The following is a 24,053-nucleotide window of genomic DNA, read 5'->3' on the forward strand; positions in this document are numbered from 1 at the left end:
TCGGGTGCAGATGTCGCAATCCACACCGAACCCGGAGGTCCTCACCCATATCAAGATCATCGTCAGCGTGTCAGCCATCACCAACGTCCCCGAACAACACACCTAGGGCGTGTCCTGTAAGTCATCTGAGCCTGAGGATGATGGCGGCGATGGTGAGTTCGGCTTGGTAGTAGGCGGCGCGTTTGGCGTAGCGGGTGGCCAGGTCGCGGAACTGTTTGTTCCGGTTGAAGCAGCGTTCGACCACGTTGCGCCGTTTGTAGAGGTCCTGATCGAAGGCGGGAGGACGCCCGCCGCGGGAACCTTTCGCCGCGCGGCGGGCGATTTGGTCCTCCCGTTCCGGGCTAGTGAACCGGATCCGCCGGTCCCGCATCGCCTGCCGGGGTGGAGGGGTGCGAATAGGCCTTGTCCGCGATCACCATCTCCGGCCGGCTCCGCGGTCGCCCGGGACCGATCCGGGCTACTCGAAGACCGTCGAGCAGCGGCAGTAGCTGCGGATTGTCGCCGGCCTGACCGCCGGTGAGCTGTACCCGCAGCGGCAGGCCTCGACCGTCGACCATGAGATGGATCTTGCTGTTCAGTCCGCCCCGGGACCGGCCGAGCCCTTCCCCGTCGACCGCGAGCGCCTCGACGGCGGGCGTGCAGCCCCCTGTTTCCGAGCCCCAGCCGCGTGCTGGTGCGCCCGGACCACACTGGAGTCGACGCTGATGACCCAATCGACGTCGCCGACCGCATCGTCTTTGACGATCACCTCGTCCAGGATCTTCTGCCAGGTGCCGTCCGCGGTCCACAACCGCAACCGTTCATGCGCGGTCTTCCACGGGCCGTACCGTTCGGGCAGGTCACGCCAGGGTGCGCCGGTGCACAGCTTCCACAGGATCGCGTTGATCACCTGCCGGTGATCCCGCCACCGCCGTCCCCGGCCCGACACCGGCAACAACGGCTCGACCCGCGCCCACGCCCGATCCGTCAGCTCACCCCGACCCACCCACGAACCAAGATCAAACCAGACAACCCAGCTAGATCAATTACAGGACAAGCCTAGTCCACGGTGCCCCAGCGGCCGGGCGGGAGCACGATGAACCGCGCCTTGCCGATGATGTTGTCCACCGGGACGGGGCCCTGGTCCTCGCAGCGCGAGTCGCATGAGTTGTTGCGGTTGTCGCCCATCACCCAGACGTAACCGGACGGCACGACGACCGGCGGGAAGGAGTCCTGCCACTGGCGCGCCGGGTCCTGCCAGTGGATGTAGGGCTCGTCCAGCGGCCGGCCGTCGACGAGGACCCGGTTCCGGTCGTCGCAGCACTGCACGGTCTGGCCGCCGGTGGCGATGATCCGCTTGACGAAGTCGCGCTCGTCCGGCGGCGCCAGCCCGAACACCGAACCGGCGTCCTGGAAGAAGCGCACCACCGCGTTGCTCGACCGCCCGCTCGGCGCCTCGCTCCCCACCCACGTCTCCGGGCCCTTGAACACCACGACGTCACCCCGTTCCGGGTCGGTGAAGTCGTAGGTGATCTTGTCGACCAGGATCTTGTCGCCGTAGCACCCGGCGCAGCCGTGCAGCGTCGTTTCCATCGACCCCGAAGGAATCGTGTACACCCGCGCGACGAATTGCTGGAACACGAACGCCAGCACCAGCGCGACGACGATCAGAATCGGCAGTTCGACCCAGAACGGGCGCTGTTTCCGGTTCCGCCGCCACCATTTCTTCGGCCGGGCGGTGCTGTCCTGACCTGCGTCCTCCGGGTTCGGCACCGCGCCAGGCTATCGAAACCGGCGCTAATAGGGGTTGACCCGGTCCCGGAACTTCGCGGCCACCTCGTCGGTGTCGGACTTCGGGTAGGAGATCCGCGCCGGGTCACCGTCCGATGTGTACCGGCTGTCCGGGCTCTGCCCGAGCTTGTCCAGCCACACCGCCGAACCGTATTCGGCCTCTTCACCCGTCGATCCCTGGGAACGGATGCGCGGGATGTTGAGCGGGTCGAAGTCGGCGGTGAACGGTGACGCGGACGGGTTCGAGCCGACCAGGAACGCGCCCTGGTAGCGGTAGCCGGTGCCCTGCAACGCCAGCTCCTTCGGCCGCGGGTGGATGCCGAACGGCAGCGCGATCGTGGTCGGGTTCGCCTGCGGCGCGGCCCGGCGGATCAGCGCGTCCAGCTCGCCGATCTCGGCCTGCGCGGTCCGCTCGTCGGCCTCGCGCAGGTTGGCGTGGGTCTTGGTGTGGTTGCCGACGTCGAAGCCGTGGTCCAGCAACCACGGGATGGTCCGGGCGCCGCCGGGGTCGCCGAACGGCTCGGCGTTGACGTAGAACGTGGCGACCGGCCGGAACCGCGGGTGGCTGCGCGCGAAGTCGAGCATGATCGCGACCGCGGTGCCCGGCACCGGGTTGCCGTCCGGGCCGAGCGCGAACTGGCTCGGGTCGCCGTCGTCGAAGGTGAGGACCACCGGGTGCGTGCCGGCCGGGACGTCGATGCGGCCCGCGGTGAAATCGGCGGCCGAGACCGGGACGTAGCCCTCGCGGTCGAGCCGCTCCAGCTCGGCGCGGAAGTCGTCCGGCGTGCGGTCGTAGACCGATTCGGGTTCGGTGACGATCCGGTGGTACATCAGCACCGGCACGCGGCCCAGCTCGTTGGCGCGCACCGTGGCCGGCGCGGCCGGGACCGCCGCCGGGGCCGACGAGCGCAGCGGCGCGAACGCGGCCCACTCCTCGCCGCCGTCGCTCTGCTCGTGCGGGTGACCCTCGACGACCGTGGTGCACGCGGTGATCAGGAACAGGACCGCTACGAGGGAAGCCAGCTTGGGTGTCACGCCTTCCAACGTGCGCCGTCCGTAGCGTGGAGGCAACGGGGTGTAACCCGAAGGGATGGATTCCGGAATGACCCGCTCGATCCGGGGAATGTGCCCGCTGCTCGGCACACCGGCGCGGGAGGGTTACATGGGCAGGCACCGGACACGGTCCCAGAACACGGTTCTGATCCTCGTGGCCATCATCGCCACGGTCGCCATCGCGGCCACCCCCACGGTGGTGCAGTCGCTGCCGTTCGGTCTCGCCATCCAGGGTCTCGGCGACGGGGTCACCACCAACGCGGAGTCGTTGCGGGACATCCGGGTGCTGGCCGCGCGGGACAGCGACCTCGACCGGGTCGCGGTCACCCTGGACGACCAGCCGGTGACCACCCAGCGTGACGGCGGCCGGCTGGTCCTGCCGCCGCTGAAGATCGGCGACGGCGAGCACACCCTCGTCGCCCGGCTGCCGAACGAGATCCCGGGTCTGCCGGACGCCGAGGTGTCCCGCACCTTCCACGTCGACAACACCGCGCCGGAGCTGTCCTTCCAGCCGATCGAGATCAGCGATCCACGCAAGCCGGTGACCCTGCGCGGCACGGCGAAGGGCGCGGACAAGGTCACGGTGCAGGGCGAGGAGGTGAAGGTCAACGAGTTCGGCAACTTCACCGCGACCATCCCGACTCCCCCAGCGAAGATCGAGATCGGCGCGCAGGACGCGGCGGGCAACCGCGCGGCCGGCCGGGTGCCGGTGCGGGCGCGGCACCCCGGGATGCGCGGCGTGCACATGACCGCGGTGGCGTGGACGGCGCCGGCGCTGCGCGATCCGGTGCTGCAGATGGCGCGGGACGGCCTGATCGACACCGTCCAGCTGGACATCAAGGACGAAAGCGGCGAGGTCGGCTACGCCTCGCAGGTGCCGCTGGCGAAGGAGATCGGCGCCGCGAAGAACTACTACGACCTGCACGGGGTCGTCGAGCAGCTGCACAAGGAGGGGGTCCGCGTCGTCGGGCGGCTGGTCGCGTTCCGGGATCCGATCCTGGCGCGGGCGTCGTGGGAGTCCGGCGAGCGCGACCGGGTCGTCCAGAACGCCGACGGGCAGCCGTGGGCGGGCGGGTACGGCGAGTACGCGTTCACTAACTTCGCCAACCGCGAGGTGCGGGAGTACAACATCGCGCTGGCGACGGAAGCGGCGCGGGCCGGGTTCGACGACATCCTCTACGACTACGTGCGGCGGCCCGAGGGACCGATCGAGCAGTTGCGGTTCCCCGGCCTGGAGGGCACGCCGGAGGAGGGGATCGTGGACTTCCTCGCCGAGAGCCGCAACGCCGTGCGGGCCGAGGGCGCGTACCTGGGCGCGTCGGTGTTCGGGATCGCGGTCAACCGGCCGACGCAGATCGGGCAGGACATCACCGCCATGGCGCGCAAGGTGGATTACATCTCCCCGATGATCTACCCGTCGCACTGGGGAGCGGGCGAGTACGGCGTCGCCGATCCGGAGTCCCAGCCGATGGAGATCACCCAGCGGTCACTCGCGGCGTTCGCCGAGAAGGCGGCCGGGACGCAGACCGTGATCATCCCGTGGATCCAGGCGTTCAGCATGTCCGTCCACTACGGACGCGACCAGATCCGCGCCCAGCTGGACGGAGCGCGCGCCAACGGGATGGATTCGTTCCTGCTGTGGAACGCGTCGTGCAAGTACGACCCGGCGGACCTCGCGCCGTGACCGGTCAGGGCGGGAGCGGCTCGATCTCGTCCGGCGTGGTGTAGCGGTACCGGTCGCCCACCCGGATCTCGAGGTGCAGGTATCCCTCCTCATCGGACAGTACCGCCTGGACTGTCCCGATCAGACCGTCACGCAGGCGAACCCGGCTACCGGCGGACACCGCGACGCCGGCGACCACCACCTCGTCGGTCTCGGGTGACACCGCGCCGGCGTCCCACCAGGTGTCCTCCGGGATTCCTCGGCGCAAGTACTGGATGCGCTCTTCGCTCTCCGGAACGAGGGTCGGGTGGTCGTACAGCGCGACCGGCGCGGCCAGCACCGCGGCGTCGTTGTCGCCGAGCAGAACCGGCCACAGGCGGTGGCTCCGACACTGCTCGGCGGCCGTCCGGGCCCACGGCGGCGGCTCGGTCAGCGACACGAACCGGCCGGCGTTCACCGCGAGCACCACGTGGACGGCCAGCATCGCGTGCCGCAGCGCCTCCTCGCGCGGCGAGTCCGGCTCGTACCACTCGGTGGTGTTGACGACGTCGGCGCGCAACCGGATTCCGTTGCGGCCGCCCAGGACCTGCGCGCTCAGCCGCAGCTCGCCGGTGACCGACCAGCTGCGGCGGACGAGTTTCCCGGTCTGGCCGAGGATTTCGGTCCGCTCGGCGCCGCCGACGACGAACGGGACGCAGGTGCGCTGGCCGGTCAGCTCGGCGAGCGGCAGCACCGCGTCGATCTCGCGCTCGACCGCCCCGTTCCAGCTCGTGTACTCGGTGCCGTCCACGGTCAGCGACGTCACCGGCTCGTACCCGCCGTCGTCGCGGCGGCGGCACACGACGCACTCCTGGCTCTGCAGGAACCGCAGCCGGACGTGCAGCACGGCGTGCGAGCGGGGTTCGAGCAGGCACTCCACGCGGCAGTCGGCGAAGTCACCGGCCCGCGGGGACGCGAACGCCGGCGGCATCAGCGCGCCGAAGTCCGGCGTCCGCGGGTGGTACAGGACGGCGTCGCCGATCGCCCTGGCGGTGTCGAACGCGGTGGTCATGCGACACGGTAGGACTGTAACGCACGTCACACAAGCATGGTCGCCCGCGGCGGGGACGTAAACGCTGGTCAAACACGGTTCAGAGCCGATCGGACACCGTTCGTGGTTCACCCGATCAGCCCAGTTCCGCGGGCACCGTACGCGGGTACGGCTTTCGGACACCGGGAGGGCGACCGATGCGCACCGAACTGATCGACGCCCTGCTCGAACTGCTGGCGCGCGAATCCGAGGACTTCGACGTGCACCGGTTCGCGCAGGATCTCGCCGAGCGTGCGGCGGTTCTCGTACCGGCCCGCGACGCCGGCGTGGTGTTGTCGTTCCCGGCCGAGCCGAAGGAGATGGTCGCGGGCACCGGAGCCGCGGAGGCGCTCGTGCGGTTCCAGCTCGAACACGGCGGGCCCGTGCGCGAATGCCTCCACAGTGGATCTTCGGGCGGTGGTCCGTGGCCGCGGTTTTCCGCTGCCTGCGCGGAAGCCGGTTACTCCTCAGTAGAAACGTTGCCAATTCAGGTGGATGGAGAGGTTTTCGGCGCGCTGTGCCTGTTCGACGCCGGCGGGAACGCGCACGGGGCGGGGCTTCGGCTGGCGCACGCGGCGGCGCTTCGCCTGGCCCACCAACGGGATCTGCACCAGCTCGGTGTGCGGTTGCGGCACCTGCAGACCGCGTTGGACAGCCGGATCGTCATCGAGCAGGCGAAGGGGATGCTGGCCGAGCGGCACAAGATCGGTGTGGACACTGCGTTCGAGGGTCTGCGGCGGTACGCGCGCGACCACAACCAGCGGGTCGCGGACCTGGCGCGCGCGATCGTCGACGGCCGCGACCCGGTGCGGCCGAACGATTTCTGACGGTTTCCGGGGGACGAAGGGTCGTGTTCCGGAGATTTGCCGGTTAGCATCGGGTTCCGCCGTCGCCAGGAGGCAGGCAGACGGCGGAGACGGAATCCGCTCCGGACCCCGGCGGTACCCGCTGTTGGAATGCTCGATGCGAGGGGAGCACCCGGATGACGACCACGTCCCACGACCACCAGCTGCAGGCGGACGCTTTCGGCGTCGGGGAACGGCTGATGTACCTCGACCGCGACAACGACGGGCCGGACAAGGTGACCGTGCGTGTGGGTGTCGTGTCCGGGAAGTGCCGGACCGGCGAGGAGGGCCTGCTGGTGCCGATGACCGACGAGGACGGCGGGGAGCGGTGGGTCGCCGCCTCGGACGTCCTGGGCAGCGGCTCGAGAGCGGGCAACCGCCACGAGACCGATCGGCCCGCCCGGTGGCGGCACCACCTGTCGCCCGGTGGGCGGCACCACCGGCAGGAGTCTTCGGGGGCGTGAGGTTGGTTCGGGCGGCCGGGCGGTGACGTCGGGCGGCTGGGCGGTGACGCCGGGCGCCCAGGCGGTGACGTCGGGCGGCCGGGCTCGGTTTGGGCGCCCGTTCGAGCGGTGACCCCTGGCGGCCGGGCTTGGGTCGGGTGGTGCCCGTTCGAGCGGTGACTCCGGCGGTTCGGGCGGTGGTTCGGATGCTGTTTAGTGGTGACGGCGGGCGTTCGGGCGCCGACGCTGGGCGCCCGGGCGGTGGGTTCGGGCGGGGGTGTCGAGCGTCCGTTCGGCCTAACCCGGGCAGGGGACTTTGGCGGAGGCAATTTTCGGCGGGTCCGGGCGCGCGGCGCGCTCAGCGAGGCCAACAGGCCCCACGCCTACCCGCCCCACAGCGAGTGCCGTCACCCAGCCAGCCCCGTGCGCTCGAATGTCGCGGGTCCAGCCGACCCCCGGGAGACAAGCGTCGCTCACTCTCCGCGATCGACCGCGAGGTCAACCGGTCACCGAGGAGCAGCCGCGCTCCGCTCGTTATCCACCACGTAGTACCTGCCGACGCCGCAGACGCCGGGCCCACACGCGGGGGCTTCACACCCTGCCGCCTACGGCTGGCGCGGGAACAGTGTGCCCACCCTGTTCGCTACGCCTGGGAATCAACCTTGATCACGGGCGAGCGGGTTGGTGGCCCGGGCTGGGTAGACGTGGGCCTGGTGAGTGGACCACTCAAGCCGCGTTGAACGGCCGTTCACGCGGACCCAGCAGCCGCGATGGGCGAGCGCTCCGCGGCGAGGCCCGCATCGGCTCGCCCCGGGTCGCATGAATGGGCAAGTCGTGAAGCGATGAATGGTCCGTTCACGCCCCGCGGGGCCGGGATAGGCGTTGGGGCCGGTGGTGAGTTGCCCAGGTCGCGCGGATGGGCCAGTCGTGCGTCGATGAACGGACCGTTCATGCACGCGGTGAGCGGGTAAAGGGAGCGGCGGCCGGGAGGTGGGGCACCGGGCGGGTGAGTGGACCAGTCGCGCGGCGATGAATGGGCCGTTCATGCCGACGAGGGGAGCTGGGGCATGGAGTCGGGGGCGCGGTGGGGCGCCAGGGGATGGGTGCGTGGGCCAAGCGTGAAGGGATGAACGGGTCGTTCATCGACGGGCGAGGCGGGAGGGGGTTTAGGCTGGGCGGGCCGGTGGGGAACCGGACCGCCCAGTGTGCTTCCGATTGGCTGGGTCAGTCAGTGGATCAGCGCCCCCGGCGGGAAGTGCCGCCAGGCCGGATCGGCGCCCCAGGAGCGACGGGCCACCAGCCGGGATCAGCGCCGCGGGAGCGACGAGCCGCTAGGCGGGATCGGCGCCCCGGGAGCGAAGAGCCAGCTGGGCGGGGCCAGCACCCAGGGAGCGAACAGCCGCTGTTGCGGGGCCAGCACCCAGGGAGCGAACAGCCGCTGTTGCGGGGCCAGCACCCAGGGAGCGAAGCGCCGCTAGCCGGGATCACCGACCTCGGAGCGACCGGGCCACCAGCCACGAACCGCTGTCAGCAGTTTGATGGCGCCTCCCTTCCGGCGAAACGCTCGGTGATCCACTTGTGGGCGTCCGCGTTGCCGGCGAAGATGCCGCTCAGGTGGTCCGACACGTACGTGCTCCACTGTTCCCGCACGCCCGCCGCGCAATAGTGCTTGTGCAGCGCGTCCGCTTGTGGGGTGTTCACGATCTCGTCCAACGCCGCGTGGTACTGGAACACCGGGACGCGTGGTGGCGCCGCGCCCAGCTTGTTTTCCGCCAGGCGCGCCTGCCACGCCTGCGTCTCCAGCGGGTTCGACGTCGTGTAATCCGAAATTCTCTTGAACGCGTAGTTCGTCAGCAGCTCCACCACACACGCGTTCTGCTTGGCCGCCGCGATCTCCTTCCGGCCCGTCTCATTCAGGTACGAATCCAGCCGCAGCTCGGGATACGCCGCATCCAAACCAGCCGCCGCGAAGGCCAGGAAACCGAAACCCAGGTACCCGTCCAGGCCCTTCGCCACCTCGGTCAACTCCGCCGGCACACCGCCGGCCACCACACCCACCAGATTCATCTCCGGCGCGTACGTCGGCTGCTTCTCCGCCGCCCACAGCGCTCCCCCGCCGCCCTGCGAGTAGCCCTGGAAGATCACCTTCGCCCCAGCGGACAAACCGGCCTGCGAGAAACGCTGCGCGGCCCGCACCGAGTCGATCACCGCGGGGCCCATCGACTGGCCGGTGATGTACGTGGGCACGGTGTTCGGCGAGTAACCCTCGTAATCCGTGACCGCCACGGCGTAACCACTCGACAGCGAGTCGTTGATCGCCGGCTGGTCGTACAGCGTTCCGCGCTCGATGGCCTTCGACGGGGTGCACTTGAACGCCGGCCCCTGCGTCCCCACGGCGAAACCGACGATCGGCGCCTTCGACCGGTCCACCCCCTTCGGCACCAGCACCGTCCCGGTCACGGCGTTCCGCTCCCCCAACGCGTTCGTCGACAGGTACATGACCTCCCACGCGTCCGCGTTCGCCGCGTTCATCAGCGGCACCGTCGGCCGCCAGCGGATCACGTCACCCGGACTGCCCGCCGGAAGCGGTGACGGCGGGGTGTAGAACGAATCGTCGAACGGACCCGGCAACACCGGGCTCGCGGCGACCGCGGACGGCGGCGAAAACGCCACCGCCCCGCCCGCGAACAACATCAAACCCACCAGCGCGGCCAGCAGCCGACGCCGGAATTCACGGTTCTTCACACGTTTCTCCTTTACAGACCAAGAGCCGGAGCGAGCACCGGCCACGAGTTGTGCAGTGCCCGTTCCCAATACGGCCAGCTGTGCGTGCCCGCGCCGTAGTAGTCCACAGTGGCCGGAACGCCCATCAGCTTCAGCTTGTCGGTGAAGCTGCGGGACGTGAGCAGCGCCGCCGGTTCGAGCGGATCCCACTGCCCCGGCTGATCCAGCGGGCCGGTCCGGCCATCGCCGCACGAGATGTAGAGCGCGGTACCGCGCAGGTCGTCGATGTGGTTGTACGGATTGCGCGACCACCAGATCGGCCAGCTCGCCTTCTCGTCACCCCACAGGTCGAAGAAGTTGTAGTGCCCGGCCCGGACCAGGATGCCCTGGATCACCTCGGGTGTACCGGGGAACAACGTGTTCGGAATTCCGCTGTAGGAAGCCGCCGCGCCGAACATTCCCTTGTGGAGGAACGCGTACGCCAGCGCGCCATAACCACCGATCGAAACCCCGGCCACCGCTCGCCGAGTGCCGCCGCGATACCCGCGTTCGACGATCTGCCGAACCTCTTCCGTGTGAAACTTGTCCCAGTCCGGTGTGGACTTCAGCCCGAAGTTCCACCACTTCGTGTACATGCCGGCCTCGCCGTCGGAGGGCATGACGACGATCGCGTCCTTGTCCGCGATGAACGCCTTCACGTCGGTGAACCGGTCCCACGACTGGTAGTCCGCCGGCTCGCAGCACCCGTGCAGCAGCCACAGCGTGGGCCAGGTCCGCGCGGGCTCGGCGCGCCACCTCGCGGGCACGATCAACCGCACCATGCCGGTCTTGCCCAGCGCGGGCGAGTCGATCTCCAGGTCGACCGTCCGGTCGTCGATCCAGGTTTCGGTGACCACTTTCGCTCCGTCGTCGGCGCTGACGGCCGACACCGGCGCGGCCACCGCGGTACCGGTGACCATGGCGACGACGGGCAACACCAGCAAGACCCAGCGGCGTCGGTGGCGCCCGGCCCGATCGGTTCTCATCGGTTCTCCTCAGGTGTTTCTCACAGCGGGATGTTGCCGTGCTTCTTCGCCGGCAACGTCTGCCGTTTCGTGCGCAGGGTGCGCAACGCGCGAGCCACCTGCAGCCGGGTCTGCGACGGCGGCACCACCATGTCCACGTATCCGCGCTCGGCCGCCAGGTACGGGCTCGCGTGGTGCTTGCGGTACTCCTCGGTCAGCCGCCGCACAGCAACGGCACTATCCTCAGTGGACAGTCGGGCCAGCTCGTGCCGGTGCAGCACGCCGACCGCTCCTTCCGCGCCCATCACCGCGATCTCCGCGGTCGGCCAGGCGAGGTTGACGTCCGCACCCAGGTGCTTGGACCCCATCACCGCGTACCCGCCGCCGTACGCCTTGCGCGTCACCACGGTCACCTTCGGCACGGTCGCCTCGGAATAGGCGTAGATCAGCTTCGCGCCGCGGCGGATGATGCCCTGCCGCTCCTGCTCGGTGCCCGGCAGGTACCCGGGCACGTCGGCCAGCGTGAGGATCGGGATGCCGAACGCGTCGCAGAACCGCACGAACCGGGCGGCCTTTTCGGACGCGTCGATGTCGATCACCCCGGCCTGCCGCAGCGGCTGGTTGGCGACGATCCCGACCGAGCGCCCCTCGATCCGGCCGAACGCGCAGATCATGTTGGGCGCGAACGCGCCGTGGATCTCGGTGAACTCGCCGTCGTCGACCAGCCGCCGGATCACCTCGGTCATGTCGTAGGCCTGGTTGAGCGAGTCCGGGATCAGCCGGTCAAGCTCGAGGTCGCCCGGGGTGATCTCGCGGGACGTCTCGTCCGCGTACTCCGGCGGCACGTCCAGGTTGTTGAGCGGCAGGTACCCGAGCAGGGTCTGCACCCAGTCGATCGCGTCGCGCTCGTCAGCCGCCCGGTGGTGCGCGTTGCCGGAGATCTCGCTGTTCACCGCCGCGCCGCCGAGCTGCTGCGCGGTCACACGCTCACCGGTCACCGCGTGCACGACGTCCGGCCCGGTCACGAACATGTGCGAGGTGTCCTCGACCATGACGGTGAAGTCGGTGATCGCCGGCGAGTACACCGCACCGCCCGCGCACGGCCCCATGATCATCGAGATCTGCGGGATCACCCCGGACGCGTGGGCGTTGCGCCGCCCCAGCTCGGCGTAGTAGGCCAGCGACACCACACCCTCCTGGATGCGCGCGCCGCCGGAGTCGTTGATGCCGATGACCGGGCAGCCGATCGACATCGCCAGGTCCATCACCTTGAGGACCTTCTCGCCGAAGACCTCGCCCATGCTACCGCCGAACACGCTGAAGTCCTGCGAGAACAGGCACACCTGCCGACCGTCCACAGTGGCGTGCCCGGTCACCACGCCGTCGCCGTAGGGCCGGTTGCCGTCCATGCCGAACTCGGTGCAGCGGTGCCGCGCGAACTGGTCCAGCTCCACGAAGGACCCGTCGTCGACGAGCAGGTCGATGCGCTCGCGAGCGGTCAGCTTGCCCTTGGCGTGCTGCCGGTCGATCGCGCGCTTCTCCGCGATGCGCACGGCCTCGTCCTGACGGGCGGCCAGATCGGCGATCCGGTAGGCCGTCGTCGGGGCGAACGGGATGTCCACTGCGGACCTCACCTCTTCCCGGTCATCCGGTCGCCGAGCGCCGCCGCGATGACGGACACGTGCGGCGGATCGATCATCGAGACGTGGTCGCCGGGCACCGGCACGATCTCCAGGGCCGGGCAGAACTCGTCCCAGCCCAGCGACTCGTCCTCGCGCAGGTAGCGCGGGTCGAGCGCGGTCGTCAACGGGTGCGGCTCCCGCGCGCGGAACAGCACCACCGGACCGTCGTACCGCCGGGGCGTGTACCGCTCTGCCACCCGGGCATCCACATAGGACGTGTACTGGTGGTGCAGCACGCCCTCCCCCAGCCCGGGCACCTTCTCCGCCAGCTGCCGCATGACCAGCCTGATCTGCTCGTCCTCGCCGAGCCGGGCCAGGTCGTCGCGCGGGATGTCCAGGGTGACGCCGTAGGTTCGCGAGATGTGCGTGGCGAACCGGTCGAACCGGTCCAGCAGCTCCTCGGCGGGCGTCTCGGCCGGCAGCGGCAGGATGGTGTCGATCAGGAACACCAGCTCGACCGGTTCGTCCAGCTGCCGCGCACACTCGTAGGCAAGGCAGCCGCCGAACGACCACCCGCCGAGCCGGTACGGCCCGTGCGGCTGGATCTCCCGGATCATCTCCAGGTACCGGGCAGCCTTGGCCTCGACGGTGTCCACATCGTCCAGACGCTCGAAGCCGTAGACCGGGAACTCGCCGGGCAGGTCGCGCACCAGTCGCGTGTAGACGCTCGCCGGACCGCCCGCGGGGTGGAACAGGAACACCGGCCGCCCGCTTCCGGCACGCAGGCAGCGCACCGGTCCCGTACCCTCGATCTCCGCACGAAGCAGGTCGGCCATCGCGGCGATCGTCGGCCGGTCGAACAGGTTGTCCGGGAGGTCCGGGAGTTCCGCCGCCATCGCCGCGCGCAACTGCTCCGGATCACCGGGGAAGTCCTCGTGCACACCCGAGAAGCGGCCGAGCACGTCGTGCCAGTGCCGGGCGACCCACCGCTCGGCGGGATCCCGCGGCCCGATGACCACCTCGGCGACCGGGGCGGGGCCGGTGGAGAACCCGGCCTGCTCGGCGAGGTGGGCCGCCAGTTCGGCGAGGCTCGCGCCGCGCAGCAGCATCGGCACCGGTAGCGGTAGGCCGAAGTCGCGCTCGACCGCGCCGCGGGCCCGCATCGCGAGCAGCGAGTCCACGCCGAGCTGGGTGAGCGGGACGTGCCGGTCGACCTGCTCCGGTGCGAACCCCATCAGCCCGGCGACCAGCGACGTGAGGTGGTCGGCGATGGCCGCGTGCCCGGTCGCCGGTTCCAGCGCGTCCAGGCCGGGCCAGGCCGGGGCCGCCGTGCGCCGCGGCACGAGCAGGTCGAAGAACGGCCGGTCGGCCAGGCGCGGGAACAGCTCCAGCACCGCCTCCGCGTCGAGCCGGGCCACGCCGGTCGCCACGCGGTCGCGGGTCAGCACGGCCTCCAGCGCTTCCAGCGCCTCGGCGGTGCCGAGCGGTTCGAGCACCGGGTTCGTGGTGCCGACCGCGGCGCCCGCCTCGCCCCACGCGCCCCAGTTGATCGTCTCGGCCGGCAGGCCCTGCGCGCGGCGCCAGGTGACCAGCGCGTCGGCGTAGGCGTTGGCCGTCGCGTACGCGGTCTGGCCGGGTGAGCCGAACAGCGCGGCCGCCGACGAGTAGACCAGCCACCAGTCCAGGTCGTGGCCGAGCGTGGCCTCGTGCAGCCGCCAGGCGCCCGTCGCCTTCGGCCGCCACGCCGTCGTCAGCTGCTCGGGGGTCAGCGACATCGCCGCACCGTCGGCGAGCACACCCGCCGCGTGCAGGACACCGCGGAGCGGCACTCCCCCGCTGGTCGCGGCCTCGACGAGCCGTTCCGCCACACCGGGTTCGGCGATGTCCCCCGCCACCACGACCGCGCCGCGGACATCGACCTCGCGCGCGGTCCGTCCAGACAGGACGATCCGCGAAGCACCCCGCTCGGCCAGCCAGCGCGCCGCGACCAGACCCAGCCCGCCGAGGCCACCGCTGATCACGTACGCGCCGTCGCGGACCGCCGGCCGCTCGGCGGCCCCGAGCCTCGGCCGGGTCAGCCACCGGGTGTGCCGGACGCCCCGCCGCCACGCGATCTCGTCGTCCGGGCCGTCCGCGCGCAGCTCGTCCGGCAGCCGGTCCAGCGACTCCGGGTCGACGTCGACCAGGCTCGCGTGCAGCTCGGGGTGCTCGAACGCGAGCACCCGGACCAGCGCCCGCAGGCACGCCAGGTCCGGACGCCCTGGCTCATCGGGATCGACCGCGGCCGCCGAGCCGGTCACCAGCCACAGCCGGGCGGGTGACTCGGCCAGCTCGGCGACCACCCGCGTGACCTCGTGCACGAGCGCCGGACCGTCCGCATCCCGCGCGAACCACACCACGCCGTCCGGGCGGGTCGCCAGCGCCGCGCGCAGCGCTTCCCGGTCGCCGGGCGGAACCACGACCACCCGGTCGTCGCCGAACCGCAGGCCCGGGTCGCCGTGGTGCAGCAGCACCCAGGTCCGGTCCTCCTCGGCCGCACCGGGCAAGTCGGTCCGCGCCCAGCTGGCCTCGAACAGCTTGGCGGACAACGGAACCGGCAGCGCGGCCCGCCGGAACCGGCGGGCGTGCACGTCGCGGAACTCCACCAGCACGCTGCCATCGGCGGCGGCGAGCTGAACCGTGCCGCGCAGGTCGTCGCCGGTCAGCGACTCGACCACCGCGACGGCCCGCACCCCGGACCGCGGATCGCCCGCGACCGTGACCGCCCCGATCGACATCGGCAGGAACAACCCGTCCGCCTCGCGCAGCGCGGGACCGGTCGCCGCGGCCAAGGCGTGCAGGCAGGCGTCAGCCAGCGCCGGGTGCAGCACGTGCCCCGCCGGCTTGGGCATCTCGACGGCCGCCGACGCGCGCCCGGCCACCGCGGTGACGTCGCGCAGCAGCCGGAACGCCGGGCCGTAGCTCATGCCCATCGCGTCCAGCGCCGGGTAGAGGTCGACCGGCGCGCCGTCGACGGCCCCCAGCGGCCGCAACGGCACCGGCTCGCCGACCCGGGCGGTCGCGTGGCACACCCAGTCGCCCGGTTTGGTGTGCACGCTGATCACGCCATCTGCCAGCGAGGTCGTGACCTCCTGCTCCGCGCCCAGCGGCAGGATCTGACGCAGCTCGACGTCGGTGACGCACGGCCCGGCCGCGGCCAGGGCCAGCTCGACGAACCCGGTGGCCGGGAAGATCGGGGTGCCGAAGGCGGCGTGGTCGGCGAGCCAGGGGTGCCGGTCGGTGCCGATTTCGCCGCGCCACACCCGCTGGTTGCTGCCGGGCACCTCGGCGTGCGTGCCCAGGAACGGGTGGCCCGCCGTCCGCGCCGGCCGCTGAGCCCAGAACCGCTCGTGCCGCCACACCGTGCCGGGCAGGTCGGCGACCGGTTGTGCGGGCTCCCGAGTCCGCAACGCCGAAGGATGGCCGAGGACGTGCAGGCGGGCCAGGCTGGTCAGGAACGCGATCCGCTCGTCGGTCTTGCGGCTCGCGGTCGGCAACCCGGTCCCCCCGGCCTGCTCGATCGCCGCCAGGGCCACCGGATGCGGCGCGATCTCGACGAACGTGCCGTGCCCGTCCTCGACCGCCGCGGCCAGTGCCTGGGCGAACCGCACTGGGCGGCGCAGGTTCGCCGCCCAGTAGTCCACATCGAACAGTGGTTTGTCCCGTGGATCGTCCAGCACGCTGGTGTAGCACGGCACCTCCGGACTGCCCGGATCCACCGTGAGCCCGGCGCGGAAGCGGTCCAGGATCGCGTCGACCGCGGGCGAGTGCCCGGCCCCGCTCACCGGCAGCAGCTTCGCGAACCGGCCCTGACCCTCCACATGCGACACCAGCGACGCGACCGCGTCCACGGCACCGGTGACCGTGCACTGCGTCGCCGACGCGTACACCGCGACCTCGACCGCGGGAAACTGCGCGATCTCCGCGGCCGCCGCCTCGACCACGGCCATCGCACCCGCGCCGGCCGCGTCGATCTCGCCGAGCAGCCGGGCACGGGTCGTCATCACCCGCAGCCCGTCCGCGACATCCAGCGCCCCGGCGACCACGGCGGCGGCGACCTCGCCCATCGACTGCCCGAGCACCGCCGCCGGGGTCACGCCGTGCGCCCGCCACAGCCCGGCGAGGGCGACCTGCATCCCGAACAACGCCAGCTGCGTCGCCGCAAGGTCCGGCGGTTCCCCGGCCAGCATCTCGCGCAGCGAGAGCCCGGCCTCGGCGCGGAACACCGCGTCGAGCCGGTCCACCTCGGCCGCGAACGCGGGCTCGGTCGCCAGCAACCGCCGTCCCATGCCGGACCACTGCGAGCCGTAGCCGGAGAACACGAACACGACCCCGTCCAGCCGGCCCTGCCCCGGCTCCACCTCGCGCAGCGCGGCAACCAGCTCCGCACGCGAGGAGGCCACGACGGCGGCACGCACCGGCAGGTCGTCGCGATGGTGGGCCAGCGTCGAGGCCACCGCGCTGAGCGGCACGTCCGACGACTCGACCCACCGGGCCAGCTCCGCGGCCCGGTCCCGCAGCCCGTCGGCCGACCGGTCGGACACGGCGAAGACGTGCGGGCCCTCGATGTCTTCGAACCGCGGGGTGGCGGGCCATTCCTCCAGCACGACGTGCGCGTTGGTGCCGCCGAACCCGAACGCCGACACGCCCGCCCTGGCCACGCCGGAGTAGCGCGGCCACGGGGTCGGCTCGGTGACGACTCGCAGGCCGTCGAAGTCGATGTGCGGGTTCGGGTCGCGGAAGTGCAGGCTCGGCGGCACCCGGCGGCGGGACAGCGCGAGCACGGTCTTGATGAAGCCGGTGATGCCGGCCGCGCCCTCCAGGTGGCCCAAGTTGCTCTTCACCGAGCCGAGGAGCAGCGGCCGGTTCGCGTCCCGCCCCAGCACGCGCTTGAGCGCGCCGGCTTCGATCGGGTCGCCGAGCAGAGTCCCGGTGCCGTGCGCCTCCACGTAGTCCACAACGGACGGATCCAGCGCGGCCGCCGCGTAGGCGTCGCGCAGCAGCGCGGCCTGCGCCTCCGGGTTGGGCGCCGTGATGCCGTTCGACCGGCCGTCGGAGTTGACCGCGCTGCCGCGGATCACCGCCAGCACCCGGTCGCCGTCACGGCGGGCCGCGCGCAGCGGCTTCAGCACGACGACCCCGCAGCCCTCGCCGCGCGCGATCCCGTCCGCGCCCGCGTCGAACGGCTTGCACCGGCCGTCCGCGGCGAGCACCCCGGCCTCGGCGAAGTTCGCCGTGATCCCCGGCGACAGCAGCAGGTTCACGCCGCCGACCAGCGCGGTACCGATCTCGCCGCGCTGCAGGCTCTGCACCGCCTGGTGCACGGCGACCAGCGACGACGAGCACGCGGTGTCGATCGTGAGGCTCGGACCACGCAGGTCGAGCAGGTACGACAACCGGTTCGCGGCGATGCTCGCGGCGGCGCCGGTGCCGGACCACGCGTCGATCGCCGACACGTCGGTCATCGTGAGGTAGCCGTACTCGCTCGCCGACAGCCCGACGAACACGCCCGTCCGCGTGCCTCGCAGCGACGAGGGCGGGATGCCCGCGTGCTCCAGCGCCTCCCAGGCGACTTCGAGCAGCAGCCGTTGCTGCGGGTCCATCGCCTCGGCCTCGCGCGGGGTGATGCCGAAGAAGGCGGCGTCGAAGCCCAGCGCGTCGTCGAGGAACCCGCCCCGGCGGGGCAGCGCGGCCAGCTCGGTGGCGGTCGCGAAAGACTCCCAGCGACCTTCGGGCACCTCGCCGATCCCGTCGCCGCCGAATTCCAGGAGCCGCCAGAACTCCTCCGGGGACGAAATGCCGCCCGGCAACCGGCAGCCGAGGCCGACGACAGCGACCGGCTCACCCGGCTCGGGGGTCCACCGCGCCGGTGACCCCGGTTCCACTTCGGACAGTGCGGCGACCAGGTCCGTGATCGTCGGGTGTTCCCAGACCAGGGTCGCGGGCAGGGACCGGTCGAGGAGCCGCCCCAGGTCACCGGTCAACGTCATCGCGTCGCGCGAGGACAACCCGGTTTCCCGCAGCGGTTTGGCCGGGTCGACCTCGGCAGCGGGGATTCCGAGCATGGTGGACACCCGGTCCACCAGCCAGGCACGCAGGTCGGTCATGCGAGCCGCCGCGCGTCGAGCGAGCCGTCCAGGTAACGCTGCCGGGTCAGGACCCGGCTGATCTTGCCGCTCGACGTTCGAGGCACCTCGCCGGGTTCGGTGAACACCACGTCGCGCAGCCGCAGGCCGTGCACAGCGGAGACTTCGGCCCGCAGCCACGCGGCCACCTCGTCGAAGTCGGCCTCGGCGTCGCGGGCTCGCTCCAACACGACCACGGCGACTTCACCGTCCAGACCGGGCACCGAGAACGCGGCGGCGGAGTGCGGCCGGACCACCGGATGCGCTTCCACGGTCTGCTCGACGTCCTGCGGGTAGTGGTTGCGGCCGTCGACGATGATCAGGTCCTTCATCCGGCCGGTCAGGAACAGCTCGCCGTCGAAGATCACCCCGAGGTCGCCGGTCGCCAGCCAGTCCCCGGACTCGCCCGGCGCCCGACGGCCGAAGGCCGCGTCCGGCCGGTCCCAGTACCCCTGGCCGATGTTCGGGCCGCTGACCCAGATCTCGCCGACCGTGCCGTCCGGCACCGGAACACCGTCCGGATCCACGATCCGGATCCGCTGGCCGACCGGGCGGCCGCAGGACACCAGCGTGGTGGTGGCCCCGCCGGAGGCCGGGCTCGCGGTCCCCGCCGCCAGCCGGTCCCGGTCGAAGGTGACCTGCCGCGACGGCGTTCCGGCGTCGGTCACCGACACCAGCACGGTCGCCTCGGCCAGGCCGTAGGACGCGCGGTGCACCTCCGGCCGCAACCCGCACTCGCCGAAGGCGTCCTGGAACTTCGCGATCGTGGACGGCAGAACCGGTTCGCTGCCGTTGATCAACGACACCACCCGGCTCAGCTCCAGGTAGCTCTTCTCCCGTTCGGACACCCGGGACGCGCTGTAGGCGTAGGCGAAGTTCGGCGCGGCGCTGATCGCACCCGGGCTGGCCGACAGCGCCCGCAGCCAGCGTTCCGGCCGCTCCAGGAACGCCAGCGGGTCCATCAGCACCGAGGTCAGGCCGCCGACCACCGGCGCACCAACGCCGAGGATCAAGCCCATGTCGTGGAACAGCGGCAACCAGCTCACGGTCGACGTGGTGCCGCGCCGCCCGCCGTAGGCCCGCAACGCCTGCTGTGCGTTGGTGACGACGTTGCGGTGCGTCAGCATCACGCCGGCCGGGCTGCGCGTGGACCCCGAGGTGTACTGCAGGTACGCCAGGTCGTCCGGGTCCGGGGCCGGCCACTCCCGCGTGCCCGAGCTCGCGGGAACCGTGTCCACCACCAGGATTTCCGGGTCCGCCACCAGGCCCTTCACGTCGTCGCGCTCGTCGTCGGTGGTCAGCACGAGCGCGGGCGAGCAGTCGTCGAGCACCGTGGCCAGCCGGTCGCCGTGCCCGGGCAGCGACGGCGCGAACAACGGGACGGCGACCAGGCCGGCGCGGATCGCGGCGAGGAAGGCCACCACGTAGTCGACGGACTGGTTCACCAGGACGGCCGCGCGGTCACCCGGCTCGGCCAGCTCGCGGGCGTGCTCGGCCACCGCGCTCACGCGGTCGTCGAGTTCGCGCCAGGTCAGGGAGATCGCGTGCCCGTCGGCGCTGGTGCGGTAGTCCAGGAACGTCACGGCGATCTCGTCGCCCTGCACGCGGGACCAGTATCCGAGCATGGTGGCGAACGAAGAATTCTCTGTCATCGAGTCCCTCGGGGAAATCCGTGCCCGAAAATCCGTGCGCTGGAGGTTATTTTCGGGCTGTTCAACGTGTCAATCGGCCGGTATCGGTTTACTCACCGCGGGACGAGGATCCGGCGGACTTCGTTGTCACGGCGGGAAGAACTTTCCGGGCGGGAGCGCGGAACACCCACAGGGCGAGCACCGCGCCGGCGATTTCCAGGGCGGCCGCGACGAGCAGCCCGGCCGTGTAACCCGTGGCGAGGGCGGGCCCGCCCAGGGCGCCTTCGTCGAGCCGAGCGGCACGCACGGCGGTCAGCACCGCGCCGATCAACGCGACTCCCATCGCGCTGGACAGTTCCCGGGACGCGGTCAGCAGGCCCGATGCCGTGCCCGCGTGCCGTTCTTCGGTGATTTCCAGCGAATACGAGGTCAACGGTGTGGTCAACGCCGAGCCCGCGCCGATCAGGAGCAGCCCGGGGATGCGCGGCGGCACCTCGGGGATGTGGTTGATCGCGGCCACCGCGAGCAGTCCCAGAGCCACCACCAGCAGCCCGGCGCACACGGTCCGATGTGGACCGAGGCGGGCCATGACCCACGGGACCGCCGGGGTCACCGCCATGATCGCGACCGCGACCAGCACCAACGGCAACCCCGCCCCCACCGGGCTCAGGCCGAGCGAGTCCTGGTGCAGCAACGGCGTGAAGAAGAAGATCCCGGACACCCCGAGCCCCCACAACAGTTGCACGGCCAGCGCGCCGGTGAACACCCGCTCCCGCACCAGATCGCGCGGTACGAGCGGGTCCCGCGCCCGGCGTTCGCGAATGGCGAACCACGCGATCAGAGCCAGCCCGCCGAGCAGCGGCGCCGCCTCGGACAGCCGGGCGTCGTCGCCCAGCCCGACCAGCGCGGCCGCGACCAGCACGAGCCCGGCCGTCACCAGCACCATCGCCGCGAGCGCCGGGCGCCGGGCGTCGCGCACCCGGCCGGTACCCGCGGTCGCGGGCAGCAGCACGAGCATGACCAGCACGAACGGCAGGTTGCTGAAGAAGATCCAGCTCCACCCCACGTACTCGGACAGCAGTCCGCCCAGCGTCGGGCCGAGCGCGAGCGCGACCGCCAGGCACGCCGTCCACAGGGTCGCGCCGATGGCCCGCTGCCTGCTGTCCAGGTTGGTGCGCAGCAGGCTGAGCAGCGCGGGCACCAGGAACGCGGCGGCCACGCCCTGCACCACGCGCGCGGCGATCAGCAGCGCACCGGTGGTCGCGAAGCCGCCGGCGGCCGCGCCCAGCCCGAACGCGACGAGCCCGCCGCCCAGCGTCCCCCGCTGCCCCCACCGGTCCACCAGCGTCCCGGCGACCAGCAGCAGGCCCGCGAACGGGAGCATGTAGCCGATGCTGACCCACTGCAGCGTCGCGAGGTCCAGCGAGAGGTCGTGCCCGATCGAGGGCACCCCGGCGGCGACGATGGTGTTGTCCAGGGTCGTCACGAACGCGCCGAGCGCGACGACCAGCAGCGTGCGGCCCGGGTTCACCGCCGCTCACCGCACCGCGTCTTCGTCGTGGAAGTCCTCTTCCAGCTGCTCCGGGCTGTAGTCGAGGTCGATCCGGTCCACCGGCGTGCCGCGCGCCGACTCGATGGCCTTGAGCCGGCGCATCGCGTGGTCGGCGGCGTATTCCATCACCCCGTCCAGCCGCAGGTCGAACGGGTCGCCGTCGAGCTTCTTCGTGGTCCACTCGATCTGCGCGATGGCGTGCGGCAGCAACGCCTGCATCTCGTCCTGCACCACCTGCCAGTTCGCGTCGTCGGCGGCGACGTGGCGGCGGCAGGTGAAGGTGCCCCACGCCATGTGGCGGCGTTCGTCGTCGCCGATGCGGCGGATCAGCTCCTGCATCCCGGGCAGGATCCCGTGCGCCCGGCAGGCCCGGTTCCACACGAAGTAGCCGGTCAGCGCGAGCACGCCCTCGACGACGTGGTTGTAGACCACCGAGGCGCGGACCTGGTTGGCCGGGCTGGGCTCGTGTTTGAGCCGCTCCAGCGCGGTGGGCAACGCGTCGTAGAAGATGGCGCGGTAGCCGGGGTTGTCCTCGACGTGCTCGTGCAGGTTGCCGGTGACCCCGACGGCGTCCAGCCACAGCCGGAAGCCCTGCGTGTGCTTGGCCTCCTCGAAGCAGAACTGGGTCAGGTACATCTCGTCGGCGAACCGGCCCTCGGCGGCCATCGCGGACAGGAACGGCTGGATGTCGTGCGTGACCGCCTCCTCGCCACCGGCGAACTGCGCGCACAGCATGGTCGCGGCGAACCGCTGCGTGTCCGACAGCGCCGCCCAGTCCCGCGCGTCCTGGCCGAAGTCGATGTCGGCGGGGTTCCAGAACTTCGCGTTGCCCTTGGCGAACAGGCGCAGCGGCAGGACGTCCCAGTTCAGGCCGCCCGCCCGCAACGCGGTGAACTCCTCGCGGATGGTGGTGGTCACTCAAGCCCTCCCGGGGTGCACGGGGACGTCGAGCCAGGCCGGATCGGCGGCGGTGGAGGCGAACCCGAGCCGGCCGCCGCCGGAGTTCCAGTCCAGGAACAGCGGGTCCTTGGAGTCGATGACGAGCGCGAGGTGGTGTCCCGCGGCGACGGTGTAGGCGGTGGGGGTGAACACGAAGTCGGCCGGCAGCGGTTGCCCGGGCGTCGCGGTCTTCCAGCTGTAGGGCAGGTAGCTGATCAGGCTGCCCAGGCCGAAGCGGTCGACGTCGTAGACGTAGGCGACCGCGGTGCCGGTGGCCGCGGGCGGGACCACCGTGAGGTGCGCGTGCATCGAGCCGCGGATTTCGACTGGTTGGCCGCTGGACGTCTGGCTCCACACCGCGCCGCTGCCGGGGTCCACTTGGGGCAGGAAGATGTTCGGCGGGTTGCCGGTCATCGCCTCGAGGCTGTAGGTCGCCAGCGGCAGCCCGCCGTCGGCGACCGTGTCCCGGTTGGCCGCTACGCCGCGGGTCCACACGGCCGGCTGGTCCTGCAGGGTGTCCGCGCCCAGGTAGGTCCGACGTGGCTCGCCCAGCACCTCGTCCCAAGTGGACTGGTAAGCCGGTTGCTGCATGCCGGGGCGGGCACGGGTGACGACCGGTGGTTCGCCCGCGATCGAGGTGTCGGTGCCGGCCACGTGGGCGTCGAACCAGCGGTAGACCGAGGTCCAGGTGTCGCTGGGGAGCCCGAGCAGGCCGCCGGATTCGGCGGCGGCGTGGTCGCCGGGCAGGAACTCCGCGCGCTTCGGCCCGGTCAGGCGCTGGTAGAAGGCGGCCATCTGGCCGGGCGGGAACATGGTCTCGCTCCAGGTCTGGATGGCCAGCACCGCGGGCCGGTTCGCGTTGATGCGATCGAGGTAGGTGACCGGTGAGCGGGGCCGGGCCCACGCGATCACCGCGTCGGAGTCGGCATCGGAGATCCGCGGTTGCAGGTAGGTCCGCAGCATCGCGTCGGTTTCCGCGCTGAGGGTGCCGTTCGCCTTGCCGGACAGGTAGAGCACCAGTCCGGCCAGCCCGTGCCGGGTGTCGTTCGTGCTCAGCGAGGCGACCAGGTCCGCCCAGCCGCTGAGCGAGGCCACCGCGCGGATCCGCGAGTCGAACCCGGAGGCGATCAACGCGATCCCGGCGCCGTAGGACACCCCGCCTACGCCGATGCGGGACGGGTCGGCTTCGGTGTTGCGCAGGGCCCAGTCGATCACGGTCGTGACGTCGGTGATGTCGTCCGGCCCGGCGACCTCAACCTCGCCGGTCGATTCGCCGAAACCCCGGGCACCGTAGGAAACCACGACGTAACCACGGTTCGCGAGGTCGCGGGCCGGGATGATGTTCTGCGTCCGGCCGCCACCCCACGCTCCGATGAGGACGGCCAGCGGGTGTGGTCCCGGCGAGGCGGGCTTCATCACCATCGATCCCAGCGCGACTCCGTCGGCGGTGTGGATGTCGAGGAACTCCGTGTCGAATCCCTCGGCCGCGGCGGGTATTCCGGGGAGGACCGCCCCGAGCAACGCGAGAACGACAGCGGTCACGCGGTGTTTCATGCGGCCGACGCTAACGATCA

General features: G+C 71.4%; 16 protein-coding genes and 1 pseudogene. 3 read left to right on the plus strand and 14 right to left on the minus strand.

Going from position 1 to position 24,053, the window contains the following annotated elements:
- Window positions 1-121: 121 nt before the first annotated feature.
- From IE290_RS38555 to IE290_RS17950, 5 genes and pseudogenes are all read right to left on the minus strand, one after another.
- Window positions 122-370: a hypothetical protein gene (locus IE290_RS38555; protein WP_373300464.1), complete on the minus strand. Its 249-nt coding sequence runs from the start codon at window positions 368-370 to the stop codon at window positions 122-124.
- Window positions 342-557: a transposase gene (locus IE290_RS38260; protein ID WP_268246364.1), complete on the minus strand. Its 216-nt coding sequence runs from the start codon at window positions 555-557 to the stop codon at window positions 342-344. The genes IE290_RS38555 and IE290_RS38260 overlap by 29 nt, the downstream gene beginning before the upstream one ends.
- Before the next feature lie 17 nt (window positions 558-574).
- Window positions 575-985, minus strand: coding sequence for an IS5 family transposase (locus IE290_RS38265; protein WP_268246365.1), 411 nt, complete (start codon window positions 983-985; stop codon window positions 575-577).
- A 59-nt stretch (window positions 986-1,044) separates the two neighbouring features.
- Window positions 1,045-1,752, minus strand: a pseudogene (lepB, locus tag IE290_RS17945) (signal peptidase I); the annotation flags it as partial.
- 24 nt (window positions 1,753-1,776) lie between these two features.
- The gene (locus IE290_RS17950) at window positions 1,777-2,805 is read right to left on the minus strand and encodes a polysaccharide deacetylase family protein (protein ID WP_191245799.1); all 1,029 of its coding nucleotides are present in this window, start codon (window positions 2,803-2,805) and stop codon (window positions 1,777-1,779) included.
- Between the two features lie 127 nt (window positions 2,806-2,932).
- Here IE290_RS17950 and IE290_RS17955 point away from each other — a divergent pair, with 127 nt between their 5' ends.
- Window positions 2,933-4,507: a putative glycoside hydrolase gene (locus IE290_RS17955; RefSeq protein ID WP_191246295.1), complete on the plus strand. Its 1,575-nt coding sequence runs from the start codon at window positions 2,933-2,935 to the stop codon at window positions 4,505-4,507.
- Between the two features lie 4 nt (window positions 4,508-4,511).
- Here the strand turns inward: IE290_RS17955 and IE290_RS17960 are convergent, their stop codons facing one another.
- Entirely contained in the window at window positions 4,512-5,537 is a 1,026-nt protein-coding gene (locus IE290_RS17960; RefSeq protein WP_191245800.1) for a hypothetical protein, read from the minus strand.
- A 176-nt stretch (window positions 5,538-5,713) separates the two neighbouring features.
- On the opposite strand from IE290_RS17960, the gene IE290_RS17965 reads away from it, so the two are divergent.
- The gene (locus IE290_RS17965; protein ID WP_191245801.1) at window positions 5,714-6,382 is read left to right on the plus strand and encodes an ANTAR domain-containing response regulator; all 669 of its coding nucleotides are present in this window, start codon (window positions 5,714-5,716) and stop codon (window positions 6,380-6,382) included.
- Window positions 6,383-6,537: 155 nt separating this feature from the next.
- Window positions 6,538-6,864, plus strand: coding sequence for a hypothetical protein (locus IE290_RS17970; protein WP_191245802.1), 327 nt, complete (start codon window positions 6,538-6,540; stop codon window positions 6,862-6,864).
- A 1,506-nt stretch (window positions 6,865-8,370) separates the two neighbouring features.
- On the opposite strand, the gene IE290_RS17975 is transcribed toward IE290_RS17970, so the two are convergent.
- The 8 genes from IE290_RS17975 to IE290_RS18010 all read right to left on the minus strand — a co-directional run bounded on the left by IE290_RS17975 (window position 8,371) and on the right by IE290_RS18010 (window position 24,033).
- Window positions 8,371-9,588 (minus strand): lipase family protein, encoded by a 1,218-nt coding sequence (locus IE290_RS17975; protein WP_229874575.1) that lies wholly within the window; start codon window positions 9,586-9,588, stop codon window positions 8,371-8,373.
- A gap of 11 nt (window positions 9,589-9,599) precedes the next feature.
- On the minus strand, window positions 9,600-10,592 hold the full coding sequence (locus IE290_RS17980) for an alpha/beta hydrolase (RefSeq protein ID WP_191245803.1): 993 nt from the start codon (window positions 10,590-10,592) through the stop codon (window positions 9,600-9,602).
- A gap of 20 nt (window positions 10,593-10,612) precedes the next feature.
- Window positions 10,613-12,205 carry an acyl-CoA carboxylase subunit beta gene (locus IE290_RS17985; protein WP_229874576.1) on the minus strand — a complete coding sequence of 531 codons (1,593 nt, stop codon included), beginning with the start codon at window positions 12,203-12,205 and terminating at the stop codon, window positions 10,613-10,615.
- A complete protein-coding gene (locus IE290_RS17990) occupies window positions 12,202-18,339 on the minus strand; it encodes a type I polyketide synthase (protein WP_191245804.1) in 6,138 nt (2,045 codons plus the stop codon). Before IE290_RS17990 ends, IE290_RS17985 begins: the two co-directional genes overlap by 4 nt.
- Window positions 18,336-20,009, minus strand: a complete 1,674-nt coding sequence (locus IE290_RS17995) for a fatty acyl-AMP ligase (protein WP_191245805.1) — start codon at window positions 20,007-20,009, stop codon at window positions 18,336-18,338. Before IE290_RS17995 ends, IE290_RS17990 begins: the two co-directional genes overlap by 4 nt.
- A gap of 88 nt (window positions 20,010-20,097) precedes the next feature.
- Window positions 20,098-21,519, minus strand: a complete 1,422-nt coding sequence (locus IE290_RS18000; RefSeq protein WP_191245806.1) for an MFS transporter — start codon at window positions 21,517-21,519, stop codon at window positions 20,098-20,100.
- A 6-nt stretch (window positions 21,520-21,525) separates the two neighbouring features.
- Window positions 21,526-22,458: a R2-like ligand-binding oxidase gene (locus IE290_RS18005; RefSeq protein ID WP_191245807.1), complete on the minus strand. Its 933-nt coding sequence runs from the start codon at window positions 22,456-22,458 to the stop codon at window positions 21,526-21,528.
- Window positions 22,459-24,033, minus strand: coding sequence for a CocE/NonD family hydrolase (locus IE290_RS18010; protein WP_191245808.1), 1,575 nt, complete (start codon window positions 24,031-24,033; stop codon window positions 22,459-22,461).
- Window positions 24,034-24,053 lie beyond the last annotated feature (20 nt).

The organism is Amycolatopsis deserti (assembly GCF_014653945.1).
Taxonomy (GTDB): Bacteria; Actinomycetota; Actinomycetes; order Mycobacteriales; family Pseudonocardiaceae; genus Amycolatopsis_E; species Amycolatopsis_E deserti.